Source organism: Erythrobacter sp. BLCC-B19, from assembly GCF_028621955.1.
Lineage (GTDB): Bacteria > Pseudomonadota > Alphaproteobacteria > Sphingomonadales > Sphingomonadaceae > Erythrobacter.
Genome location: NZ_CP117516.1, coordinates 3,152,511 through 3,173,715, shown reverse-complemented (window position 1 = coordinate 3,173,715; position 21,205 = coordinate 3,152,511). Strand labels below are relative to the sequence as shown.

Here is a 21,205-nt window from a genome sequence, read left to right as displayed (position 1 = left end):
TCGGGAACCCGTGCTTGATGATTTCGTCGATTAACAAACTGGCCGGCAAGTGGCGGCGTGCGTTCGGCGCGGTCGACGACGAAGTTGCTGTATTCGCAGCGCGAACGGGACTGCGCTCGGGCAATGCGCTGCTGCGTCGCAAGCGCGTGAAAGTGGCAATTCTCGCGATCCTGTTCGGGGTTGTCTCTGCCGCCATCGAACTGCCGCTCCCGGCCGAAGATTTCTACCGCGCCGCCCGCGCCCAATTGCGCGACCGTCCTGCGCCGCAGGACATTGCCTTGATCGCGGTGGATGACCGGACGCTCAATGCGTTCCAGCGAAACCTGCCGAGCAGGGTGCACGATTCCAAGGTGCTCGACATCATGTTTGCCGCTGGCGTGCAGCGCGTCGTGTTCGACCGCGCCCATGCCGATCCCGAAACGCCAGAGGCGGATGCGATGTTTGCGCAGACCTTGCGCCGCCATTCCGGCAAGATCTGGCTCGGCCTAGCACCGGCGCATGAAATCGGCTTCCAGCGTGTCGACGAGATTGCGCCGCTTCCCGTATTTCGCCCGCTCGCAGGCCTTGCGGCCATGAACGGCAGGGGCAGTCCTTTCGGCCTGTCGGTCAGTTTCCCGACCGAGGTGGCCTTCGCCAACAAGAGCGAACCGTCGATCTCGGCTGTGCTGGCGGACTATTCGGGGCCGTCGCGGCTTTACCGCCCGGACTATGCGTTCGATCCCGCAACGGTGCCGACCTTCAGCTACATCGACGTCCTCGAAGGCCGGGTCACGCCCGATCAGCTGCGCGGCAAGAAGGTTGTCATCGGCAAGACCTATTTCGAATCTGCCGATTATTTCCTGATGCCCCTTAAGATGAGCGGGCGCGTGCCGGGCGCCTATTTCCATGTTCTGGGCGCGCACACGCTCAAGCGCGGCACGCCTGTCGATCTGATGTGGTTCCCGGCCATGCTGCTGGTTGCCGTGGTGATCATGGTGCAGGCGCTCAATCACAATCGGTCCGGCAAGGCGCTGTGGGGCGGCACGTTCTTTCTGATGGCCGTGCCCTTCGTGTTCGACGAGACATCGATCCATATCGACATCATGTCGGCACTGCTCGCGGTCGGCTTTGCCGCGATCGGCTTCTATCGCATCAACCGCAGATATTTCAGCAGCGATGTCGATGCGATGACCACCAGTGCGATCAGCTCCGACCGGCCCAGCGAGGCGCGCGATGTCTACGCTCTCAAGATCACCAATCTGGCCGAGCTGTCCGAGGATTGGTCCGCGCGCGAGATCGGCGATTTCGTCAACACCCTGATCGCCTATGTCAAAGGCCCGGGCGAAGTCGGGGACGTGGCGTTCGAGCGGGACATCCTGGTGTGGCTCGCGCCGCGCATGGACACCGATGAACTTGAACGGCACGCCGATGGCCTGGCGCTGATGCTCAAGACCGCCATCAGTTATGAATGGCAATCGTCCAACGGCTCGCCCGCCTTGGGGATCGATACCAATTATGACCTGCCGGTTGCCTTGCGGATCAAGAAAGCGATGCAGGCGGCCGAGGAGGCCGCGCTGCGGGGTCTGCGCTACATCATCAATGACGCTGCTCATCTGGAAGCCCGCAACAACCGGCTCGAACTCATCAGGGTGCTTGAAAAGGGGCTGCGCGACCGCAGCATCGGCGTGGCGTTCCAGCCCAAGATCGACCTTGCCTCAGGCCGCATAGTCGGGGCCGAAACCCTGATTCGCTGGCAGCCCGACGGGCGCGAATTCGTCAATCCGCAGGATCTGGTGCTGGCTGCCGAAGCAGGCGACCGGATCAATGAGCTCACGCTGGTGGTGATGGAAAGCGCGCTGGTCGGCGGCAAGCAGGCGATTGCGCTTGACCCGCGTTTCAAGCTGGCGGTCAATATGTCGGCCAAGAGCCTCTCGGACACGCACCTGCTGTTCGACATCATGACGATGCTGGGCCGCTACAATTTCCCGCCTGAAAACCTGACGCTCGAACTGACCGAAACGGCAAAGCTCGAAGATCACCGCATCGCGCCGCAGATTGCAGCACTCAAGGCGCGCGGGATCGGGTTGTCGATCGACGACTTCGGCACGGGCCAGTCGAACCTTGAGTATATCGAAAAGCTGCCGAGCTCCGAATTGAAGATCGACAAGCGATTCGTGCAGCACATGGCAACCTCCGAAGAAAGCCGCGCCGTGGTGCGTGCGACGATCGAGATCGCGCACTCGCTCGGCAAGGTGGTCGTGGCGGAAGGCGTGGAGGATCTGTCCGTGGCCGCCGCTCTCAGAGCCATGGGCTGCGATCAGGCGCAGGGCTATCTGTTTTCCCGCGCGATCACGATGGACGAGCTGCTCGCGATGATGGGTGGGGGAAGAACCGCAATTTACGGTTGATTAAGGTTAATAAAGTGTTAAACGGATCCTACAGCAGTTTGGCGCTGATAGGAGACAAAACATGTGGGGTTACTTCTCGCACCTGTTCGGCAGCCGCTAAGACGGTCTCGCCTTAGATGATTGAAAAGCCCCGGGAAACCGGGGCTTTTTTTATGCCCGCAATCCCGCCGGGGTCATCCCTGGAGCCCAGTCCGGCAGAGCGGCGGCTGTGCCCCGCCACGAATCATGGTTAAGGCCAAGTGCTGCGGTCGGCGCTCTGGCACTCCCGGTTGCAGCATTCAATCACGGATTGGCCCAATTTGGCACAATTCTTTGCCGAATGTTGTTAAGCCGGAAAACCATGCCGAGGCGTTCAGTCGAGAATTGGCCTGGCCGAAAGCCTTGCCTTGCGCGCGCCCCGCGCTTTTTTCCGCATCAGCGATCCGGCCTTTGCTATTAATCGCACCCGCCGTCTCTTGCGGTCCCGACTAGCCGGGCGCCCGGTCATAGGCGAGGCGGAAGCCGACATTGCTGGCGCCGAGACCCGGGTCGCGACCTTGGCGGCTTTCGGGCCGGTAGCGCTGGCAATAATTGGGAGCACACAGATAGCTCCCGCCTTTCATCACCCGGCTGGCAAGTCCCCGATGCTGCGGGTCATAGGAGTCGTTCTCGCCCGGGCCGCGCGGATTGTCGCGCTCGGCAGGATCATGGCCAGGACGGTAGAAGTCCGCCGTCACTTCCCAGACATTGCCGACCATGTCGTGCAGGCCAAAGCGATTGGGCTTGAAGCATCCGACCGGAGCAATGCCCTTGAACCCGTCGAGACCCTCGTTGACGAGGGGAAAGGCGCCCTGCCAGCTGTTGGCACGATCCGGGCCGGGCTGAGCACGATCATCCAGCGTTCCGGCGCTGGCAGCATACTCCCACTCCGCCTCGGTCGGCAAGCGTCCGCCCTTCCACCGCGCAAAGGCCTGCATATCTTCCCAGGCGAGATGCACGACCGGCTGATCGGGAACGGCTGCCGGCCCGTGCGGACCATAGGGGCGTTTCCAGCTGGCACCGGGCACGTAGACCCACCAGTCGGCATAGCTGCGCGACGGACGCGCGGGCGGGGTGAACACGGCCGATCCGGGTTCGAGCATGAAGGCCGGGATCTGTTCGATCGGCACGCCGAAAGCCGCCGGATCGACGGGTCTTTCGGCCACGGTCACATGGCCGGTCGCCACGATAAAGGCTGCGAACTGACGGTTCGTGACTTCGTGGCGGTCTATCCAGAAGGCCGATACCTGCGTGATGCGCGGCGGGCCTTCTTCGGGATAGACCGCATCGCTTCCCATCACGAAGCGGCCGGCGGGGATCGCGACAGGAGTGTCGGGCGGTGCCGGGCACCGCGCAAGCGTCGCAAAATCTGCGGCTGTGGCTTGCAATGCGGTTGCCTCAGGCGCGCTGTCGCAGCCTGCCAGCGCGGCAAGGATCGCATAGGCGAATGCGCCTCTCACGGCTGCGGAGATCGCGGACTGCAAGCCTAGTTCTATCCGGCGAGCCCTGCGACAAAGGCAAGCACTTCGCCGGTGACCACATCGCCTGACTTGCCGAATTCCTGATTGATCGAAGCGTGGGTCTTTCCTTCTGCCGCGACCACCTTGGCCGAACCGCCAGCGCGGGTGATCGCATCGGCCAGACCTTGGGACTGGCGGCGTGACGCTTCGCGGCTGGCGACATGGTGGATCAGGAAAGTCGGCCCGTCGGAGGCGCCTTGCGCATAGGTCAGCGGCGAGAGCCGCGCCCAAGCCTTGGGATCCTCGCCGAAAATCGTTCGGTAGAGCTGCGCATTGCCGCCACTTGCGATCTGTCCCGGCACGTCATAGCCGGCCCCGTCGAGCAGCGAGACACCCGTGATCCGGTCTGATGGCACACCAGCTGCGGCAAGGTAGCGATCATCGAGCGCCACCAGCGCGGCCAGATGGGCACCGGCAGAATGGCCCATCAGCACCACTGTCTTCGGAATATGTCCGTCACGTTCGCTCGCCGCGAGCGCTGCTGCTACGGCGGACGCAACATCGGCAGCCTGCTGCTCGACACCGGCGGCGGGATAGAGCCTGTAGTTGACTGTTGCGAAGCTGAAACCTGCGGCGTTGAAGGTCGCAGACTTCATCCCATTGGCGGAGTCCATGTCGCCCTTGGCCCAGCCGCCGCCATGGACAAACACCACCAGCACCGCGCCGCCGCCAGCAGCGGGGAAGTATCGGAGTTTCTGCTTGGGATCATCGCCATAGGTGACGATCCGGCCTTCGGCGGTGGTCGCAGCGCTCTGGCGAACGGCGCGGTCGGCGGGCGAACCGCCACCGCTCGCCCGCGCCTCGCGCAGGTCTTGCAAGGCGCTGCGGCAATCGCGCGAGAGCGACCGACGATTTTCGCGCAGACAGCGTCCGGCAGCGCGCAGGTCACTGGTGGCACTGTCGGTGTTGCAATGACGTTCCAACTCGGCACGGCAGGCGCTGCGCACCGCATCGAGCGAAGGCGTGCTCTGGGCAGCGACAGCGACGGCACCGGCAAGCAGACCAAGGCCAAGGACAAGCGGGGCTTTCATCATCGTCGAACTCCTTTGGGTCATGGCTGCGCGCCGACGCGCTCCAGCCGGTGCTCGGCCAGCGCATCGGCAAGAGCGGCGACGGCGGCGGGGTTCTCGCGGTCAGGCATGGTCGGGCGCACCAGCAGAAAGCCGCGGGGCGAGGGCAGGACGACATCATGCACGCCCGGGCCGGGGCGCGGGTGATGGGCGAGGCGAAGGCGCACCATGATGGTCTTTCCTTCGGGCACTTGCGAATCGTTGCGAACGAACAGCGTGTCGGTGTTGTGGGCGAAGACCGACACCGACCAGTAATCGACAAGCTCGCGCGGCGGGGTGGCGGTGAATTGCAGCGGGCCTTCCGACAGGTCGAGTATCGCCGAGCGTGCGAGAATGTCGGCGTTGGCCATCGGCACAATATTGCCCTTGGCATAGCGCATCACGGCTTTGCCAAGAACATTGGGGCGCGCGCCTGCCGCTTCCATCCGGGCGAAAACGGCATCGGTCATCAGATAGGGAATGCGCTCGATCGTCACGAACCAGCCGGCCGCTGCGCTGATCAGGCCCACCGCGACGAAGGGCACAAGACGGGTCAGTCGGCGCATCAGCGGCACGCCTGACGTCGCACCGTGGGGAGCGGCACGCTTTCGGGGTTCGCCATGATGGCCGGATCGGGCTGGTATAGCCTGACGAGGAGCGTGATCCTGCCCTCGCGCTCGCCCAGCGGTAACCAGTTGCCCTGCGTCGGCGTGCCCGAGACCGTCACCGTGTATCCGCCTTCAGGCAGGCGGCGAATGGTCGAGCTGGTGAGGCTGTAGCGATCAATGGCATTGTCGATCCAGAAATAGTTGCGATAGACCCCGATCGACCACCACCGGGCGGCGGGCTCGGCGCGGGCTTCGAGCCGATAGGTGCAGCCAGCGCGCAAAGGGTCGCCGTTGCTGTCGCTCTCGGTGTTGAAATAGATCACCTCGCTATCGGGCAAGGCCCAGATCCCGACCCGCGCGACGATCGCGCGCTGGAGCCGGCCTGCGGCGGCGCTGCCCGTGCCCGCCATGGTCTTCCACGGGGTAGGCCCACGCCCAGCGCGCGCGTCGACCTGCCCTGTCACCAGCCATGCCGCTGCGACCCCGACCGTCGCTCCGGCGAGCGCGGTGGCAAGGAGGCCTGCCAACCAAATTCCCCGCTTGCGCATGACGGCGACCTATCGGCGCACCATGAGGGCCGCAGCATTGCTGCACTGCGGCTTGTTCGGGCGCAGGTGTCGTGCCGTACCTGGTATGCTGGCAGGCAAGTGCCGGTCTGCGCGATTCGCCATGCCTTTATTCCCCGCGCTTGCGTGCATCATCAGGTCTCGACTGCATTTGATTACCGACCGGTAGGTAACTAATTTCGATATGGCTGTCCATAGTGGGTGGAGGCGCCTCGAAAGTTATGCTACCGACCGGTCGGTAATCTGAGATGAGGGGGCCTATCTTGCCGCGCATGACACGCAGAAGCCTCAGGCTGGCAAGCTTCGTCGGGGCGTTGGTGGCGCTGCACCAGCCCGTCCATGCGACCGCGGCGACCGAGCCGACCGCGGCAGCGGGCGAGCAGCGCTGCCGCGACAGCGCTGACGGCACCGGCGCGCTGTTCGAGCGCGCGGACATTCCCGGCATCACCGATCTTGCCGACGGCACGGGCAGTGCCGCGCTGGTCGATCTCAACCAGGACGGACGGCTCGACATTATCGTTGTCGGCGACAATCGTGACCGCGCTGATCGCGCTGGGGGCGGGGAGCTGCGCCTGTTCGTCAACAAGGGCTGCTGGCAGTTTGATCGGCACCCGATCACGATAACGGATTCGGGCTTCACCGCCGAAGCGATGGGGCAGCGCACCCAGATCATCAACCTCGCCGACTTCAACAAGGACGGTTGGCTGGACATCTTCCTGACCCGCAACCGCGGGCCGATCGACGATCCTTCGGGCGGCAACAACCTGCTTGTCAGCAACGGCAGCTGGGATCGCTTTCGCGATGTCGGCAAGGCGATGGGGCTGGCCAATGACCAGGCCTATAACCGTCAGTCCTCGATTGCCGATGTCGATGGCGACGGCTGGCTCGACATTGCGCTGGCGGCCGACAATATCGGCAACACCCAGCGCCTCGGCATTCCGCGGCACCGCTTCTACCGCTTCGTGCCGCCGGCGAGCGGCCGGTTCGAGGACGGGCGGTTCGAGGATCTCTCGACCAGCGGGCTGATCCCCGAGTTTCCCGGCGAGTTCACCTGCAACCCCAATATCGACCGCGCCGGCCCCGGCATCATGTTGCGCGACATCGACAATGACGGCGATCAGGACCTGATCCAGTCCTACCACATCGACATGAACATGGCCCGCCCGCAGGATCCTTGCGCGACCGGCGAATACCGCACCGGCGTGTGGACGTGGCGCAACCGGCTGAAGGAAGACGGACGGTTCCATTTCGAACTGCTGACCGACAACGGCCTGTCCGAACGCGGGCAGGCAAGCTTCAACCGCAAGGAAAAGCGCTACGACACCTTAGCCAAGGGTATCAGCCTGCCCTACCTCGCGGCCGCCGATGTCGACAATGACGGCTTGCTCGATATGCTCGCCGTCGGCCCCAATGACCTGAGCTGGACAGTCAAGACCGATATGTCGGTGGCGCGCTTCTGGCGCGGCGAGGGTAGCTTCCGTTTCCGCGAGGCGACGGCCGAGGCCGGGCTCGCCCCGCTCAACCAGACCTATCGCGAATGGCAGGCGTTTTTCGGGGTCAACCTCGACGTGCCGGACGGCGTGATCCACAACAAGTGTCCGGATTTCACCCCCAATTACCCGCTGTGCAAGGACTTCTCGCGGCTCGATTACAGCTTCTACGGGGCCGACGCGCTGTTCGAGGACTTCAACAATGACGGCCATGTCGATCTGCTGGTGGCCGACCGGCACGAGCTCGACGGATCGTGGGATGATCTGCGCAACGTGCTGTTCCTCAATCAGGGTGACGGCCGCTTCGCGCCGGTCAAGGTGCCGCTCTCGGGCATCGACCGCAATTCGATCGCGATGGAGGCGGGCGACCTTGACGGGGACGGGCTGATCGACCTGATGTTCATGGCCGACCCCGGTCACAGCTATCCCGAGGGACGCTTCGGCCTGCAGCCGATTCCGGCCAATCGCTTTCTCGATACCGTGTGGCGCAACCGCGGCGCCTTTGGCGGCAAGGACAATCACTGGATCGCTCTGACTTTCGCCAATGTCGATCACGCGCGGCTGGCAGGGGCGCGGGTGATTGCCCGGGCTGACGGGCGGATCATCGGCTCGCGCCAGCTGTCCTCCAGCCAGTCCTACAAGAGCTCATCGGCGCTTCGGGCGCATTTCGGGCTCGGCAAGCGCCGCCGCGTCGATCTCGAGATCATCCTTGCAGACGGCACGCGGCTGGCGTTCGACAGGCTGGCCGCCGACCAGACACTCGAAGTCGATGTGGCTGCCGGCACGACCCGCGAGTTGACACCATGAACGCCATCGGCTGGTGTGCGCCGCTATCCCGCGACACAGTGAGTCCGGGCGAGGGGAGCTGTCACCAATGCCGTTCGATCCATCAAAGCGTCTGATCGTGGGAGACACGATCATCGAAGCGCCTGGAGAGGATCGCCGGGAGCAGATATTCTTCCACGCCGCGCGCCTGTTCGTCGAGAAGGGCACGGGCAATACGTCGATGGCTGACATCGCAAAGGCCGTTGGGATCACCAAGGCGGGCCTCTATTATTTCGTCGAGAGCAAGGAAGACCTGCTCTACACTCTGATGCGCTGGGGCATGGAGGTGCTCGAGCGCGATGTGGTTCTGCCTGCACAAGACATTGCCGATCCGGCGGAACGGCTGGCGACGATCATCCGCAACCACCTCATCAACATTGGCCGGGTGCAGGGGCCGTTCGGTAATCCGATCACCATTCTGGTCGACGAACCGGGCCTGCTGGGCGCCGAGAACCAGGCCGATATCGACGCCCGCAAGCGCGCGTACTTCCTGTTCGTGCGAAAGGCGCTGGAAGACCTGCGAGAGGCCGGCAAGCTGGCTGATGTCGACGTCAACGTCGCGGCCTTCTCGATCATCGGGATGATCGTGTGGATGGCCCGCTGGCGTCGTCCGGGCGGGCCGATGGAGCTGGACGCTATCGTCGAGCAGATCACCCGGATCGCGCTCGGCGGGGTGCTCAAGGACGGATAGTGGCCCGGCTGCATCGGGCGCTGCTGGGGGCATGGCTTGGGGCGGCGAGCGCGGCGCTTTTGCAGGTGGGGGTCGCCCGGGCCGATACTGGTGCGGCGCTCCATGCCGATGTGGCAGCCTATGTCGCCAAGGGCGATCATCTGGTCGGAACGCAGGGCGCCGAGAGCACGGCCCTTTGGCTGGTGCAGCGCCTTTCGCAACTGGGCTACACGGTAGAACACCAGACCTTCGAACTGCGACAATATCGACGCACAAAGCTCGCATTGATGGCGCAGGGCGAGCCGATCGCGGCAGCGCTGCAATGGTGGCCGCCCGACGCGCCCAATGGGTTGACTGTCAAAGGCACTCCCGGGTCGGGGGCGGGGCGGTTTGCCATTCTTCCGGTCAAGGTCGGCGATCAAAGCTATCTGGGCGGAGCGGTTGAGGCTCGGATCCAGGCAGCGATAGCGCAAGGCGCATCGGCGGTGTTGCTGGCAACCGAGACATCGCTTGGCGCTGACGGCCCCTACCTGTTCAATGCCCGTGCGCAGGCCGAGCCGTGGCCGGTTCCCGTGCTGGCAATCAGCGCAGGAGAGGGCGCGCGCCTGATGTCCGCCCCGGTGGGGCTGGAGCTGCGGTTGGCGGGGCACCATGAGACGATCAGGGCCGCCAACATCGTCGCGCGCCTGGATCGGCCTGGCACCGACACGGCAGTCGTTATCTCGACACCCTATACCGGCTGGGGGCCATGTGGCGGCGAGCGTGGGCCGGGCATCGCCATGTTCCTTGCGATCGCGGCATGGGCGCGCGAGCACGTGCCGCACGACATTGTGATGGTTGCCACCGCCGGACATGAGGTCGGCCATTCGGGGATGGCCCGCTTCCTTGAATCGGATTTGGCCCCTGCACCGGAAGCGACCGCCCTGTGGCTGCATCTTGGGGCCAGCATTGCCACATATGCCCGCGCCGGAGCGGTCGATGCCAACAGCGCGACACGCTACGCGCTGTTCTCAGGCACGATTGCGCCCATTGCGCAGCCTCATCTGGCGAGTGCCTTCGTGCCGGTTGATACATCGCAAGCTGTCTTTGGCGAGATCGCCGATGTGGCCCGCGCGGGCTATCCGCACCATCTCGGTTTTGCAGGCTACGGCCCGCACCATCACCTGCCGAGCGACACGGCCGATTCGACCGCTCCGCACCTGCTGTCCGACGCGTGGCAGCGGCTGCTCATCACCGTCCGCGAGGTGCTGGGCGTGCCATAGGCGCGTAAAGGTGATTGACACCTACCGTCCGGTCGGTAAGTAGAAGGCGGGAGGATCGAGATGACGATTTTCAACCGCCTGATGCTCGCTGCCGCAGGCCTTGTTCTTGCGGGCGCCCTTCACCTCTCTCCCGGGGGCGCAGGCGTGCCGACGGCGCAGGCGCGGGGCACCGCCGCCGCGCCTGCTGCCGCACCGGCGGGCAAGCCCAATGTGCTCGTCATCATCCTCGATGATCTCGGCTATGCTGACGTCTCAGCCTACAACAAGGGCCGCATCCCGACCCCGAACATCGACCGGCTTGCGCGCGAGGGCGTGCTGTTCACGCAAGGCTATGTCTCCGCGCCGATCTGCTCACCCTCGCGCGCGGGGTTGATGACGGGTCGCCATCAGCAGCGGTTCGGTTTCGAATACAACAACGGTCCCGGCGCGCTCGATCGTGCCGAGCACCGTGGTCTCGACCCGCGGGAAATGACGATCGGCGATGTCATGCGCGCCGGGGGCTACCGCACCGGCGTGATCGGCAAGTGGCATCTTGGCTGGAACGACGAGCATTACCCGACCAATCGCGGGTTCGACTATTTCTGGGGTCTGCTGACCGGGCAGACCAACTTCATCCGCCCCGATGCGCCCGATGCGGTCAACGCCTACAACCCTTCCAAGCCGGGCGAGAGCCGCGAGCTGGTGCAGCCCTACGAAGTGGTCGGCGCGACCGAGCAGATTGTCACCGGCCCCGATCGCACCCCGGTGCCGCTGGGTGACCGGCACCTCACCGATCTCATCACCGACGAAGCGATACGCTTTATCGACAGCAGCGGTGATCAGCCGTTCTTCCTCTACCTTGCGCACCCTGCGCCGCACACGCCGCTGCAAACGACCCGCGAATGGTATGATCGTTTCCCGGCAATCGAATCCCGCCAGAACCGGGTGTTCGCCGCGATGGTGGCGCAAGCCGATGACGGGATCGGCCGGGTGCTCGCTCATCTCGAGGCAACCGGCAAATCGCGCGATACCATCGTGGTGCTGCTGTCGGACAATGGCTGCGCGGCCTATATCGAAGGGCTGTGCAGTCCCGAGCCGCTGTCGGGTGGCAAGCTGACCTATCTCGAAGGCGGGGTGCGGGTGCCGTTCATGCTGCGCTGGCCGGCGCAGGTGGCGGGCGGGCAGGTGTTCGACCAGCCGGTCTCCAGCCTCGACATCATGCCCACCCTGGCACGCGCTGCCGGCCTGTCCCTCCCGTCCGACCGGGTGTTTGACGGGCAGGACATTGTCGCGCGGCTCGGCGGCAAGGGCGAGAGGCGCGCGCTGTTCTGGCGGACTCAGCCGATTGCCGCCGTGCGGGAAGGCGACTGGAAGTTCATCCGCGATCTCGACGGGAACGAGTATCTCTACAACCTGCGCAAGGACCCGCGCGAGACCGTCAACCTTCTTCAGCGCCATCCGCAGCGGGCCGAGGCCATGCGAGCGGCCCACGCTGCCTGGGCGGCGCAGATGAGCGAGCCGGGCTGGAAGCCGCGTCGAACCGATTTCGACTTCGGCGGCCGACATTTCAAGTTCAGCCCCTGATGCAAACCGGCACGCTTTGCCTTGCTGCGCCAAGCGCGCTTGCTGCGGGGTCGGTAAGATCATTGAAATAGCTGAAATATAACAGAAAAATATCGCAGCAGACCATGACTGCGAGAGAAAGGGGAATGGGGCATATGGTGCAAAGGACGTTCGGCTTGGTCTCGCTTTCCGCGCTTATCGCTGCGCATGGCCAACCGGCCTCTGCGCAGTCCAGCGACGGGCAGCCAGAGGGTGATGAAGCGGGCCCCAACATCGTCGTCACCGCGCGAAAGCGCGAGGAACGCATCCAGGACATCCCGCAAACCGTCAGCGTTCTGACCGGCGAGCAGATCGAGGAGCTTGGCGGCGTCAGAAACGCGCGGGATCTGGTGCAGCTTACGCCAGGTGTCACCTTCATCGATGCCGCGACCGGCGCTGTTGCCGAGCCCAATATTCGCGGGGCCGGGCAGGCGCGCAACCCGAACGCGGATGCGGCGATCGGCCTCTATCGCGACGGCGCCTACATCTCGGGCGGAAACCTGGGCGGCCGCACTTTCCAGCGCTTCGATCTGTTTGACGTGGAGCGCGTTGAAGTGCTGCGCGGGCCGCAGGGTGCGCTCTATGGGCGCAATGCTGTTGGCGGCGCGATCAATGTCATCAGCCGTCGCCCCGAGTTCGATTTTGGCGGCTATGTTGAAGCCACCTATGGCAGCTTCGAAACATCCGAAGTCCGCGGCGCACTCAATCTGCCGGTCAATGACAAGATTGCGCTGCGCGTTGGGGGAGAAATCGCCAATCAAGACGGGTGCATGTACCGGCGCTCAGACAATGGATCGTGCTTCGATTTTCTCGATTACCACGCCGGGCGCTTGTCGGCCTTGTTCGAGCCAACCGATCGGCTCGAAATCATGCTGGTTGCCGACTACGTCAAATCGGAGGCCGATGCAGGAGCGACGCTTTTCTACACGGATGCCGTCAACTTCGTGCGCCCGACCGACATCACAACCGTGCAGATCGACGGGTCAAACCTGTTCGAAACCGAGCGTGCCAATTTCAGCCTGAATGCCCGGCAGGACTTCGGTTGGGGGGAACTGGTCGCGGTCGTCAATCACCGGATCGGCGATTCCACCCTTCTGTCCGATCCCAACGGCATTGCGGTGCCGACGACCGAAACCGACCGCAGGGTCGACGACACAGCGGCGACCTTTGCCGAAATCCGGCTTCAGGGCGATGCGGAAAAGCTGCGCTGGCTGGTGGGTGCGGACTTGTTCCACCTCAGCAATGAATACCTGATCGAAATTCGCGGGCGCGCATTGCTCGGCATGGCGATGATCAACCCGAACAATGACATCACCACCATCAACGAACAGCGCTCCTACGCCGCCTTCGCCTCGCTCGAATATGACGTCACCGACAGGCTGACCCTCAGCGGAGAGGCGCGCTACAGCACCGACCGCAAGGATGGCGAAGTTGTGGCCGTGACAGTCACCGGCGCGCCGCGCTTCCCCGATTTCCCGCCGGGCAGCCCGCAGGCCAATCCGGTGATCGAAGCCGACAACTTCGCCTGGGGCTTGACGGCGTCCTATGACGCGACCGAGGACGTCATGGCCTTCGTGCGCGCTGCGACAGCGTTCCGAGCCGGCGGCTTCAACTTCGAATTCGGCAATCCCTGCGATCAGCCGGGAGAGGTTCCGGGGACGACCTGCAACCTCATTGATCCGCCGCTGACCTATGAGCCGGAAACCTCGATCACCTATGAGGCGGGTCTCAAGACCCAGTGGCTCGATGATCGTCTGACTTTCAACGTCAACGCCTATTACATCGAGTATTCGGATCTGCTGGCCAACGTGAACAACGGCATCATGGCCATGGTCGATCCGCTGAACGCTGCGATGTTCCTGGCCAATGCCGGAGATGCCACCGCCTATGGTGTCGAAGTCGAGCTGTCGTGGGCTTCTGAACTGCCCGGCGACCTCGGCAAGATCCGCATCGACGTGACTGGCGGCCACCAAAGCGGCGAGTTCGAGGATGTCCCGGCCTTCCTCACCACCGTGGCAGATGGGAACAAGATCGCCCGTCTGCGATCCTTCAGTGGGCTCATCAATGCGGTGCACACGCTTCGCGTCAGCGAGAAATTCTCGCTCGTATCATCGGTGACCTTCCGGGCCGAGGATGGCGGGTTCACGGGCGCCGAGAACGATTTTGCGCTCGACAATCTCGAAACGCTGGGAGCGCGGATCGCGTTACGATCCGATCGATGGTCGTTCGCCGTCGCCGGCCAGAACCTCACCAATCAGCGGTATCTGATCAATCAGACGGCCAGCAATTTCCGCATTGCCGACGCGCGGCGGATTTTTGGCTTTGTCACCTTCCGCTGGTAATCAGCCACGGCAAGGCGAGGCAGGGCGAACACGTCAAACGATGGGGGAACAGTCGCAAGAATATACCATCGACGTGGTGTTTCCGTCCGCCTTTGGCGTGTTCCAAAGCCCGGTGCATCTCGCCTATGCCGCCTGGCTGGGAGGGCGCAGGTCGTTCGACGTGCGCGCCCCCTTTGCCTATGCCGACCTTGGCTGCGGCGGCGGTGTCACCCTGTGCATTCTGGCCGCTTGCTACCCCCATGGCGAGTTTCACGGGGTCGACATCAATCCCGAACACATCGCGCAGGGCCGCGCTTTGGCTGCTGATGCAGGGCTCGGCAATGTGACCTTTCATCACCTGAGCTTTGCCGACCTTCCGGCGGCTCCCCTGCCTGCCCGGCTCGATGCCATCGCCATCAGCGGGATTTATTCCTGGCTCTCACCGAGCTTGCGCCGGGCCTGCCTGGATTTCGCCAATGCGCGCCTGAGCGATGCCGGGGTGGTCTTCCTGCATTATTCGGCCTTGCCCGGAAACGCCCAGATCGATGCGCTCTATGCTCTGCTGATCGAGCTGTCAGAGGGGATCGAAGGCGACACCGTGTCCCGGTTTCGCGGGGCGTGCGAAAAGGCGGCGATGCTGCGTGCGGCCAGCGGTCTGTTTTTCCGGCAGAACCCGCTGGCGGCGGCCTGGCTCGATCAGATTGCCCGAACCGACCAGCGCCAGATGGCGCACGAGGTGCTCAACAGCCACTGGGGTTCGCTGTCGATCCGCAATGTTGCCGAGGAGGCAGCGGCGGCGGGTCTTCAGTTCGTGGCCAACGCTCACCTTGAACTGAACGATATCGAGCTGGCTGCGCCGAGCGGTGCGCGCGAGGTACTGTCAGGGCTCACGCCCGTTGCGCGCGAAATGGCGCTCGATGCAATGCGATCGGCGATCGCCCGGATTGATGTGTTCATGCGGGAGAGCGACGACCACACCGGCAGCGCCGCGCCTCCCGATCTGTGGGTCGACCGGCTGACACGCGGCCCCCTCAAGGTCGAGCGTGCGCAATTGGCTCAGCGGGCCGGGGTCGATCTGTCCGGTCCCATCTACGATGACATTCTTGGCGCAATCGATGACCGGGCCCAGCGCCTGAGCGATCTTCTGGCGACACCCGATGCGCGCGATGCAGAGGCGCGCGAATTGGCGCTCAAGCGGATTATCGCGCTCAAGCTGGCGCATTTGCAGCTTGAACCCTTTCCGAGAAAGGCACCTGAACATCCGCCCCGCCTCGCATCGCCGATCAATGACCTGCTGCTGACCGAGCGGATCGAAGTCGCCGGCGCCCTTCCGCTCGCTTCTCCGGTGGCAGGGACGCAGGTTCTGCTGCCCCCGGAAGACCGTCTTGCCCTGTTGGCACTGGTGAATGGCGATTTCGAGCAAGCCTGGGCCCGCATCGAGCGGGCAGGGCAGAGCGTAAGGCTGGGCGAACGCCAGGTTCGCGACGCCCGCGCCCTGGCCGAAATTGCCAATGCGCGCGCCGAAGCGTTGCGCGGGCCGATTGTGGAGCGCCTGTTCAGGCTGGGGATACTCGCCTGATCGGCGCTGCGTAACGCAGCGCTTGCGCGAACCGAACCAATGCCGGTGATCCGAGCGGCACAAGGTCGCGCTGTGCCCACGGGCCGCACACGGCCTCGGGCGAGGGGAAGTGATCCCGCTCACCCGGCAATTCTCGTTGCATATCAGGCAAAAATGGTCGGGGAGAGAGGATTCGAACCTCCGGCCCCTGCCTCCCGAAGACAGTGCTCTACCAGGCTGAGCTACTCCCCGACCGTGTCGGCTCCGCTGACCCCTAGGGGTGCTGCGGATCGAGGCAAGGCGCGCCCTATAGGGGGCGATGCGCGGGGTGGCAAGCGGGCAATTGCGGCTTATAGTCGCAGGCATGGCCAGCAGCGCGATTCCTCTAACCGACCCTTCGTCTTGCGGGGCAAATCCGCATCCTGAACAGCAATATCTCGACCTGATGCGCACCATCTGGGAGACCGGGAGCGAGCGGCTCGACCGCACCGGGGTCGGCACGCGCTCGATCTGCGGGGCAATGCTGCGATTCGATCTGGCGGACGGCGCGATGCCTTTGCTCACCACCAAGCGGGTCTACTGGAAGACCGCCACACGCGAGCTGCTGTGGTTCCTCACCGGCGAGACCAACATTCGGCCGCTGGTGCTGCAAAGTGTCAAGATCTGGAACGAGTGGCCCCACGCGCGCTACGTCCGCGAAACGGGCGATCCGATCAGTCTGGACGACTTCGTTCAGCGAATCGCCGAGGACGAGGTCTTTGCCGCCAATTGGGGCGATCTCGGGCCGGTCTATGGCAAGCAGTGGGTCAACTGGCCGACCTATCGCTATCGCCCCGATGGCCTCTACGAAAAGGGCGAGGGGATCAACCAGGTCGCGCAGGTGATCGATTCCCTGCGCACCAGCCCCGGCAGCCGCCGCCATATCATTGAAGGCTGGAACGTCGCCGAGCTTGACCGCATGGCCTTGCCGCCGTGCCACAAGACCTATCAGTTCCATGTCGCAGGCGAGGGGAGCGATGCCCGTCTGGGCTGCCTGCTCTACCAGCGCAGCTGCGACGTTGCGCTGGGCTTGCCGTTCAACCTGTGGTCGGCAGCACTTCTTACTGCCATGATTGCGCAGCAGGTGGGGATGCAGCCGGGCGAGCTGGTATGGATGGGGGGCGATGTGCACCTCTATCTCAACCACGCGCATCTGATCGAGGAACAGCTCACCCGCCAGCCGCAGGGGCAGCCACGGCTCGAAATCACCCGCCACCCCGAAACAATATTCGACTACCGCATCGAGGATTTCGTGGTGCATGATTACGCGCCGCTCCCCCCGATCAGCGCACCTGTTGCGGTCTGACGCGCGCCTGCGCACCACGCTTGACCGCTTCCCGGCGCTGAAATAAAAATACGTATGCGAGCAATGATTGCACCTGCTTGCAGCGGGTGCTGGCGAGGGGAGAGCGCGATAGATGGCCGATCCAGCGAAACCGGCTGAGACCAACCGCGCAAGGCTTGCGCTTCACGTGCCCGAGCCGAAATATCGCCCCGGCGACAAGGCCGATTTCTCGCATCTCGACATCGGTCAACCCGGCGACCAGCCGCGCCCGGATGAAGGCGTCCACCCCAGCACGATGGCGGGCCTTGCCTATGGGCTGGTGCGGGTGCTGGGCGACGACAACCTCGCCCACGGCCCGTGGGATCCTCGCCTCGATCCTGAAACGCTGCGGCGGATGCTGGGCCACATGGCGATGGTGCGCGCCTTTGATGAACGGATGTTCCGCGGCCAGCGTCAGGGCAAGACGAGCTTCTACATGAAGTGCACCGGCGAGGAGGCGACCTCGATCGCCCCCGCGATGGCGCTTGCCAGCGATGACATGGTGTTCCCGAGCTATCGCCAGCAGGGCATCCTGATCGCGCGGGGCTATCCGCTGATCGACATGATCAACCAGATCTACTCGAACCGCGCCGACAAGCTGAAGGGCCGCCAGCTGCCGATCATGTATTCGAGCCGGGAGCACAGCTTCTTCTCGATCTCCGGCAACCTTGCCACCCAGTGCCCGCAAGCGGTGGGCTGGGCGATGGCGAGCGCGGCGCGCGGTGACAGCCGGATCGCGGCAAGCTGGGTTGGCGAGGGCAGCACGGCAGAGGGTGACTTCCATTCGGCCTGCACCTTCGCCGCCGTCTACAACGCGCCGGTGATCCTCAATGTGGTCAACAACCAGTGGGCGATTTCGAGCTTCTCGGGCTTTGCCGGGGCCGAGCGCACCACCTTTGCCGCCCGCGGGCTGGGCTATGGCATCGCCGCCCTGCGGGTCGACGGCAATGACGCGCTCGCTTGCTATGCCGCTGCCGAATGGGCCGCCAACCGCGCACGCGGCAATCATGGGCCGACGCTGATCGAATACTTCACCTACCGCGCCGAGGGGCACTCTACCTCGGACGATCCTTCGGGCTACCGCTCCGCGCAGGAGCGCGAGGAGTGGCCGCTGGGCGATCCGGTGACGCGCCTCAAGAAGCACCTCATTGCCATCGGCGAATGGGACGAGGAACGCCACGCGGCGATGGACCTCGAATGTGCCGAGACGGTCAAGGCCACCACCAAGGAGGCCGAGAAGAACGGCATCCTCGGCCACGGCCTGCATCACCCGTTCCACACCATGTTCGAGGATGTCTACGAAGAGCTGCCCTGGCACCTTGAGGAACAGGCCGAACAGGCGATCCGCGAACGCATCGCCAAATTCGGCACGGAAAGGCCTTTCGGATGAGCGATCTTATTCCTTCCGTCGGCGAGCCCGTGATCGAAGAACGCCGCCTCAACATGATCGAGGCGATCAACGAAGCGCTCGACATCATGCTGGCGCGCGATCCTGATGTGATCATCATGGGCGAGGATGTCGGCTATTTCGGCGGCGTGTTCCGCGCCACCGCCGGGCTTCAGGCCAAGCATGGCAAGAACCGCGTGTTCGACACGCCGATCTCCGAATGCGGGATCATCGGCGTGGCGGTGGGGATGGGGGCTTACGGCCTGCGTCCCGTGCCGGAAATCCAGTTTGCCGACTATATCTACCCCGGTCTTGACCAGCTGATCTCGGAAGCCGCGCGCCTGCGGTATCGGTCTGCGGGTGATTATGTCGCGCCGATAACGGTGCGCTCGCCCTTCGGCGGCGGGATTTTCGGCGGCCAGACCCACAGCCAGTCGCCCGAGGCGCTGTTCACCCATGTGGCGGGCCTCAAGACCGTGATCCCGGCGACGCCCCACGATGCCAAGGGGCTGCTGATTGCGGCCATCGAAGACAATGATCCGGTGATCTTCTTCGAGCCCAAGCGCATCTATAACGGGCCATTCTCGGGCTATTACGACAAGCCGGTCGAGCCGTGGAAGAAGCACCCTGATTCGGTCGTGCCCGAGGGCTACTACAAGGTCCCGCTCGGCAAGGCGCGCACCGTGCGCGAGGGCGAGGCGCTGACCGTGCTCGCCTATGGCACGATGGTTCACGTCGCCGAGGCGGTGTGCCGCGAGAAGGGGGTCGATGCCGAAATCCTCGATCTGCGCACGCTGGTGCCGCTCGACATCAAGGCCATCGAGGCTTCGGTGGAAAAGACCGGGCGCTGCCTGATCGTCCACGAGGCGACCCGCACTTCCGGCTTCGGCGCGGAATTGTCGGCGCTGGTCACCGAACGCTGCTTCTACCACCTCGAAGCCCCGGTCGAACGCGTGACCGGTTTCGACACGCCCTATCCCCACAGCCTCGAATGGGCCTATTTCCCCGGCCCCGTCCGCATCGGCGAGGCGATCGACAAGCTTTTGAGCGAGTAACCGCGATGGCCAAGTTCATTTTCAAGATGCCCGACGTGGGCGAAGGCGTGGCCGAGGCGGAAGTCGTCGAATGGCACGTCAAGGTCGGTGACTGGGTCGAGGAAGACCAGCACATCGTCGACGTGATGACCGACAAGGCGACGATCGACATCGAGAGCCCGGTGTCGGGCGTGGTGACGACGCTCGCGGGCGAGGTTGGTGATGTGGTCGCGATCGGCGCCATGCTGCTGGTGATCGAGACCGAGGGCGAGGTGACCGAAGAGGAAGCCGAGGCCGCGGCCGAGCAGATCGAGGACGACATGTCCGATGCGCCGACCTCGGAAGAGGTGGCGGAGCGGGTCGAGGTCGAGACCCCCGACGCCTCGGACCCTGAGGACGCGATTGCGGCAGCGCCCGCTCCGTCGCCCGCGCCCGAACACCGGGCTGAGGCCAAGGTCCTTGCCAGCCCCGCCGTGCGCCAGCGTGCGAAGGATCTCGGCATCGATCTGGCGCAGGTGAAGCCCGCCGCCGATGGTCGGGTGCGCCATGCCGATCTCGACGCCTTCCTTGCCTATAACGGCGGCTTCGGTGCGGCAGGCAAGGCCCGCGCGGACGAGACGATCAAGGTGATCGGCCTGCGCAAACGCATCGCCCAGAACATGGCCGCGGCCAAGCGCCACATCCCGCACTTCACCTATGTCGAGGAATGCGACGTCACCGACCTCGAAGAACTGCGCGCGCAACTGAACGCCGCGCGCGGTGACCGGCCCAAGCTCACCATGCTGCCGCTGCTGATCACCGCGATCTGCAAGGTCATCCCGCAATTCCCGATGATCAACGCGCGCTATGACGACGAGGCCAATGTCGTCACCCGTTATGGCGCGGTGCATCTCGGCATGGCGGCGCAGACCGACGCCGGATTGATGGTTCCGGTGATACGCGATGCGCAGGCCAAGAACCTGTGGCAGCTCGCGCGCGAAATCGGACGCCTCGCCGAGGCTGCCCGCACCGGCAAGGCGACCTCTGATGAGCTTTCGGGTTCGACCCTCACCGTGACGTCGCTCGGCCCGCTTGGCGGTGTTGCGACCACCCCGGTGATCAACCGGCCCGAGGTCGCGATCATCGGCCCCAACCGCATCGTCGAGCGGCCCATGTTCGTTTCCGACGGCATGGGGGGCGAGCGAATCGCCAAGCGCAAGCTGATGAACATCTCGATTTCCTGCGATCACCGCGTGGTCGACGGGCATGATGCAGCGAGCTTCATTCAGGGCGTGAAGCGGTTGATTGAAACCCCGGCATTGCTGCTGGTGGACTAGGGCGAAAATAAAGCGCCAAAGGGTCGAATGAGGGCGTTGACAGCCTCAACCGACCGCCCTAATGGCGCTGCTCCACGAGCGGGACGGCATCGCCGAAACGCTCGAAAGGACAAGATGCGCGGGTGTAGCTCAGTCGGTTAGAGCGCCGGCCTGTCACGCCGGAGGTCGCGGGTTCGAGCCCCGTCACTCGCGCCACTTGTTCCTCAGGGAAGCGCCGAAAGGCGAAAGCAAGGCGGGCTTCGGTCCGCCT

At 64.3% G+C, this 21,205-nt stretch carries 15 protein-coding genes and 2 tRNA genes; 12 read left to right on the top strand and 5 right to left on the bottom strand.

Going from position 1 to position 21,205, the window contains the following annotated elements; all coding sequences use genetic code 11:
- The first annotated feature begins 17 nt into the window (after positions 1–17).
- On the top strand, positions 18–2,387 hold the full coding sequence (locus PS060_RS14930) for an EAL domain-containing protein (protein WP_273984256.1): 2,370 nt from the start codon (positions 18–20) through the stop codon (positions 2,385–2,387).
- Between the two features lie 467 nt (positions 2,388–2,854).
- On the opposite strand, the gene PS060_RS14925 is transcribed toward PS060_RS14930, so the two are convergent.
- Genes PS060_RS14925 through PS060_RS14910 form a run of 4 tightly spaced genes read right to left on the bottom strand, consistent with a single transcriptional unit; the run spans position 2,855 to position 6,109 of the window.
- Positions 2,855–3,865, bottom strand: a complete 1,011-nt coding sequence (locus PS060_RS14925) for a formylglycine-generating enzyme family protein (RefSeq protein WP_273984255.1) — start codon at positions 3,863–3,865, stop codon at positions 2,855–2,857.
- A 32-nt stretch (positions 3,866–3,897) separates the two neighbouring features.
- A complete protein-coding gene (locus tag PS060_RS14920; RefSeq protein WP_273984254.1) occupies positions 3,898–4,959 on the bottom strand; it encodes an alpha/beta hydrolase in 1,062 nt (353 codons plus the stop codon).
- Between the two features lie 17 nt (positions 4,960–4,976).
- The gene (locus PS060_RS14915; RefSeq protein WP_273984253.1) at positions 4,977–5,540 is read right to left on the bottom strand and encodes a DUF1254 domain-containing protein; all 564 of its coding nucleotides are present in this window, start codon (positions 5,538–5,540) and stop codon (positions 4,977–4,979) included.
- Positions 5,540–6,109, bottom strand: coding sequence for a DUF1214 domain-containing protein (locus tag PS060_RS14910; RefSeq protein ID WP_273984252.1), 570 nt, complete (start codon positions 6,107–6,109; stop codon positions 5,540–5,542). The genes PS060_RS14915 and PS060_RS14910 overlap by 1 nt, the downstream gene beginning before the upstream one ends.
- 311 nt (positions 6,110–6,420) lie before the next feature.
- Between PS060_RS14910 and PS060_RS14905 the strand changes: the two genes are divergently transcribed.
- The 6 genes from PS060_RS14905 (at position 6,421) to PS060_RS14880 (ending at position 15,876) form a co-directional block, all read left to right on the top strand.
- On the top strand, positions 6,421–8,445 hold the full coding sequence (locus PS060_RS14905) for a CRTAC1 family protein (RefSeq protein WP_273984251.1): 2,025 nt from the start codon (positions 6,421–6,423) through the stop codon (positions 8,443–8,445).
- Positions 8,446–8,512: 67 nt separating this feature from the next.
- A complete protein-coding gene (locus PS060_RS14900) occupies positions 8,513–9,154 on the top strand; it encodes a TetR/AcrR family transcriptional regulator (RefSeq protein WP_273984250.1) in 642 nt (213 codons plus the stop codon).
- Positions 9,154–10,395, top strand: a complete 1,242-nt coding sequence (locus PS060_RS14895; RefSeq protein WP_273984249.1) for a hypothetical protein — start codon at positions 9,154–9,156, stop codon at positions 10,393–10,395. Before PS060_RS14900 ends, PS060_RS14895 begins: the two co-directional genes overlap by 1 nt.
- A gap of 60 nt (positions 10,396–10,455) precedes the next feature.
- On the top strand, positions 10,456–11,958 hold the full coding sequence (locus PS060_RS14890; RefSeq protein WP_273984248.1) for a sulfatase-like hydrolase/transferase: 1,503 nt from the start codon (positions 10,456–10,458) through the stop codon (positions 11,956–11,958).
- Positions 11,959–12,113: 155 nt separating this feature from the next.
- Positions 12,114–14,318, top strand: coding sequence for a TonB-dependent receptor (locus tag PS060_RS14885; RefSeq protein WP_273984246.1), 2,205 nt, complete (start codon positions 12,114–12,116; stop codon positions 14,316–14,318).
- 40 nt (positions 14,319–14,358) lie between these two features.
- Positions 14,359–15,876, top strand: coding sequence for a methyltransferase domain-containing protein (locus PS060_RS14880; protein ID WP_273984244.1), 1,518 nt, complete (start codon positions 14,359–14,361; stop codon positions 15,874–15,876).
- 154 nt (positions 15,877–16,030) lie between these two features.
- On the opposite strand, the gene PS060_RS14875 is transcribed toward PS060_RS14880, so the two are convergent.
- Positions 16,031–16,107, bottom strand: a tRNA-Pro gene (locus PS060_RS14875).
- A 112-nt stretch (positions 16,108–16,219) separates the two neighbouring features.
- Between PS060_RS14875 and thyA the strand changes: the two genes are divergently transcribed.
- The 5 genes from thyA (at position 16,220) to PS060_RS14850 (ending at position 21,150) form a co-directional block, all read left to right on the top strand.
- A complete protein-coding gene (thyA, locus tag PS060_RS14870; protein WP_273984243.1) occupies positions 16,220–17,200 on the top strand; it encodes a thymidylate synthase in 981 nt (326 codons plus the stop codon).
- 112 nt (positions 17,201–17,312) lie between these two features.
- Positions 17,313–18,608 (top strand): thiamine pyrophosphate-dependent enzyme, encoded by a 1,296-nt coding sequence (locus PS060_RS14865; RefSeq protein WP_273984242.1) that lies wholly within the window; start codon positions 17,313–17,315, stop codon positions 18,606–18,608.
- The gene (locus PS060_RS14860) at positions 18,605–19,660 is read left to right on the top strand and encodes an alpha-ketoacid dehydrogenase subunit beta (RefSeq protein WP_273984241.1); all 1,056 of its coding nucleotides are present in this window, start codon (positions 18,605–18,607) and stop codon (positions 19,658–19,660) included. Before PS060_RS14865 ends, PS060_RS14860 begins: the two co-directional genes overlap by 4 nt.
- 5 nt (positions 19,661–19,665) lie before the next feature.
- Complete coding sequence (locus PS060_RS14855; protein WP_273984240.1) at positions 19,666–20,955, top strand: dihydrolipoamide acetyltransferase family protein; 1,290 nt, start codon at positions 19,666–19,668, stop codon at positions 20,953–20,955.
- Between the two features lie 118 nt (positions 20,956–21,073).
- Positions 21,074–21,150 (top strand) — tRNA-Asp (locus PS060_RS14850).
- The last annotated feature ends 55 nt before the right edge of the window (positions 21,151–21,205 follow it).

Excerpts from the sequence above, each read along its gene's own strand:
- PS060_RS14930 (WP_273984256.1), top strand. The coding sequence starts at position 18 with ATGATTTCGTCGATTAACAAACTGGCCGGCAAGTGGCGGCGTGCGTTC.
- PS060_RS14900 (WP_273984250.1), top strand. The coding sequence starts at position 8,513 with ATGCCGTTCGATCCATCAAAGCGTCTGATCGTGGGAGACACGATCATC.
- thyA (WP_273984243.1), top strand. The coding sequence starts at position 16,220 with ATGGCCAGCAGCGCGATTCCTCTAACCGACCCTTCGTCTTGCGGGGCA.
- PS060_RS14880 (WP_273984244.1), top strand. The coding sequence starts at position 14,359 with ATGGGGGAACAGTCGCAAGAATATACCATCGACGTGGTGTTTCCGTCC.
- PS060_RS14905 (WP_273984251.1), top strand. The coding sequence starts at position 6,421 with ATGACACGCAGAAGCCTCAGGCTGGCAAGCTTCGTCGGGGCGTTGGTG.
- PS060_RS14890 (WP_273984248.1), top strand. The coding sequence starts at position 10,456 with ATGACGATTTTCAACCGCCTGATGCTCGCTGCCGCAGGCCTTGTTCTT.
- PS060_RS14920 (WP_273984254.1), bottom strand. The coding sequence starts at position 4,959 with ATGATGAAAGCCCCGCTTGTCCTTGGCCTTGGTCTGCTTGCCGGTGCC.
- PS060_RS14865 (WP_273984242.1), top strand. The coding sequence starts at position 17,313 with ATGGCCGATCCAGCGAAACCGGCTGAGACCAACCGCGCAAGGCTTGCG.
- PS060_RS14915 (WP_273984253.1), bottom strand. The coding sequence starts at position 5,540 with ATGCGCCGACTGACCCGTCTTGTGCCCTTCGTCGCGGTGGGCCTGATC.
- PS060_RS14855 (WP_273984240.1), top strand. The coding sequence starts at position 19,666 with ATGGCCAAGTTCATTTTCAAGATGCCCGACGTGGGCGAAGGCGTGGCC.
- PS060_RS14860 (WP_273984241.1), top strand. The coding sequence starts at position 18,605 with ATGAGCGATCTTATTCCTTCCGTCGGCGAGCCCGTGATCGAAGAACGC.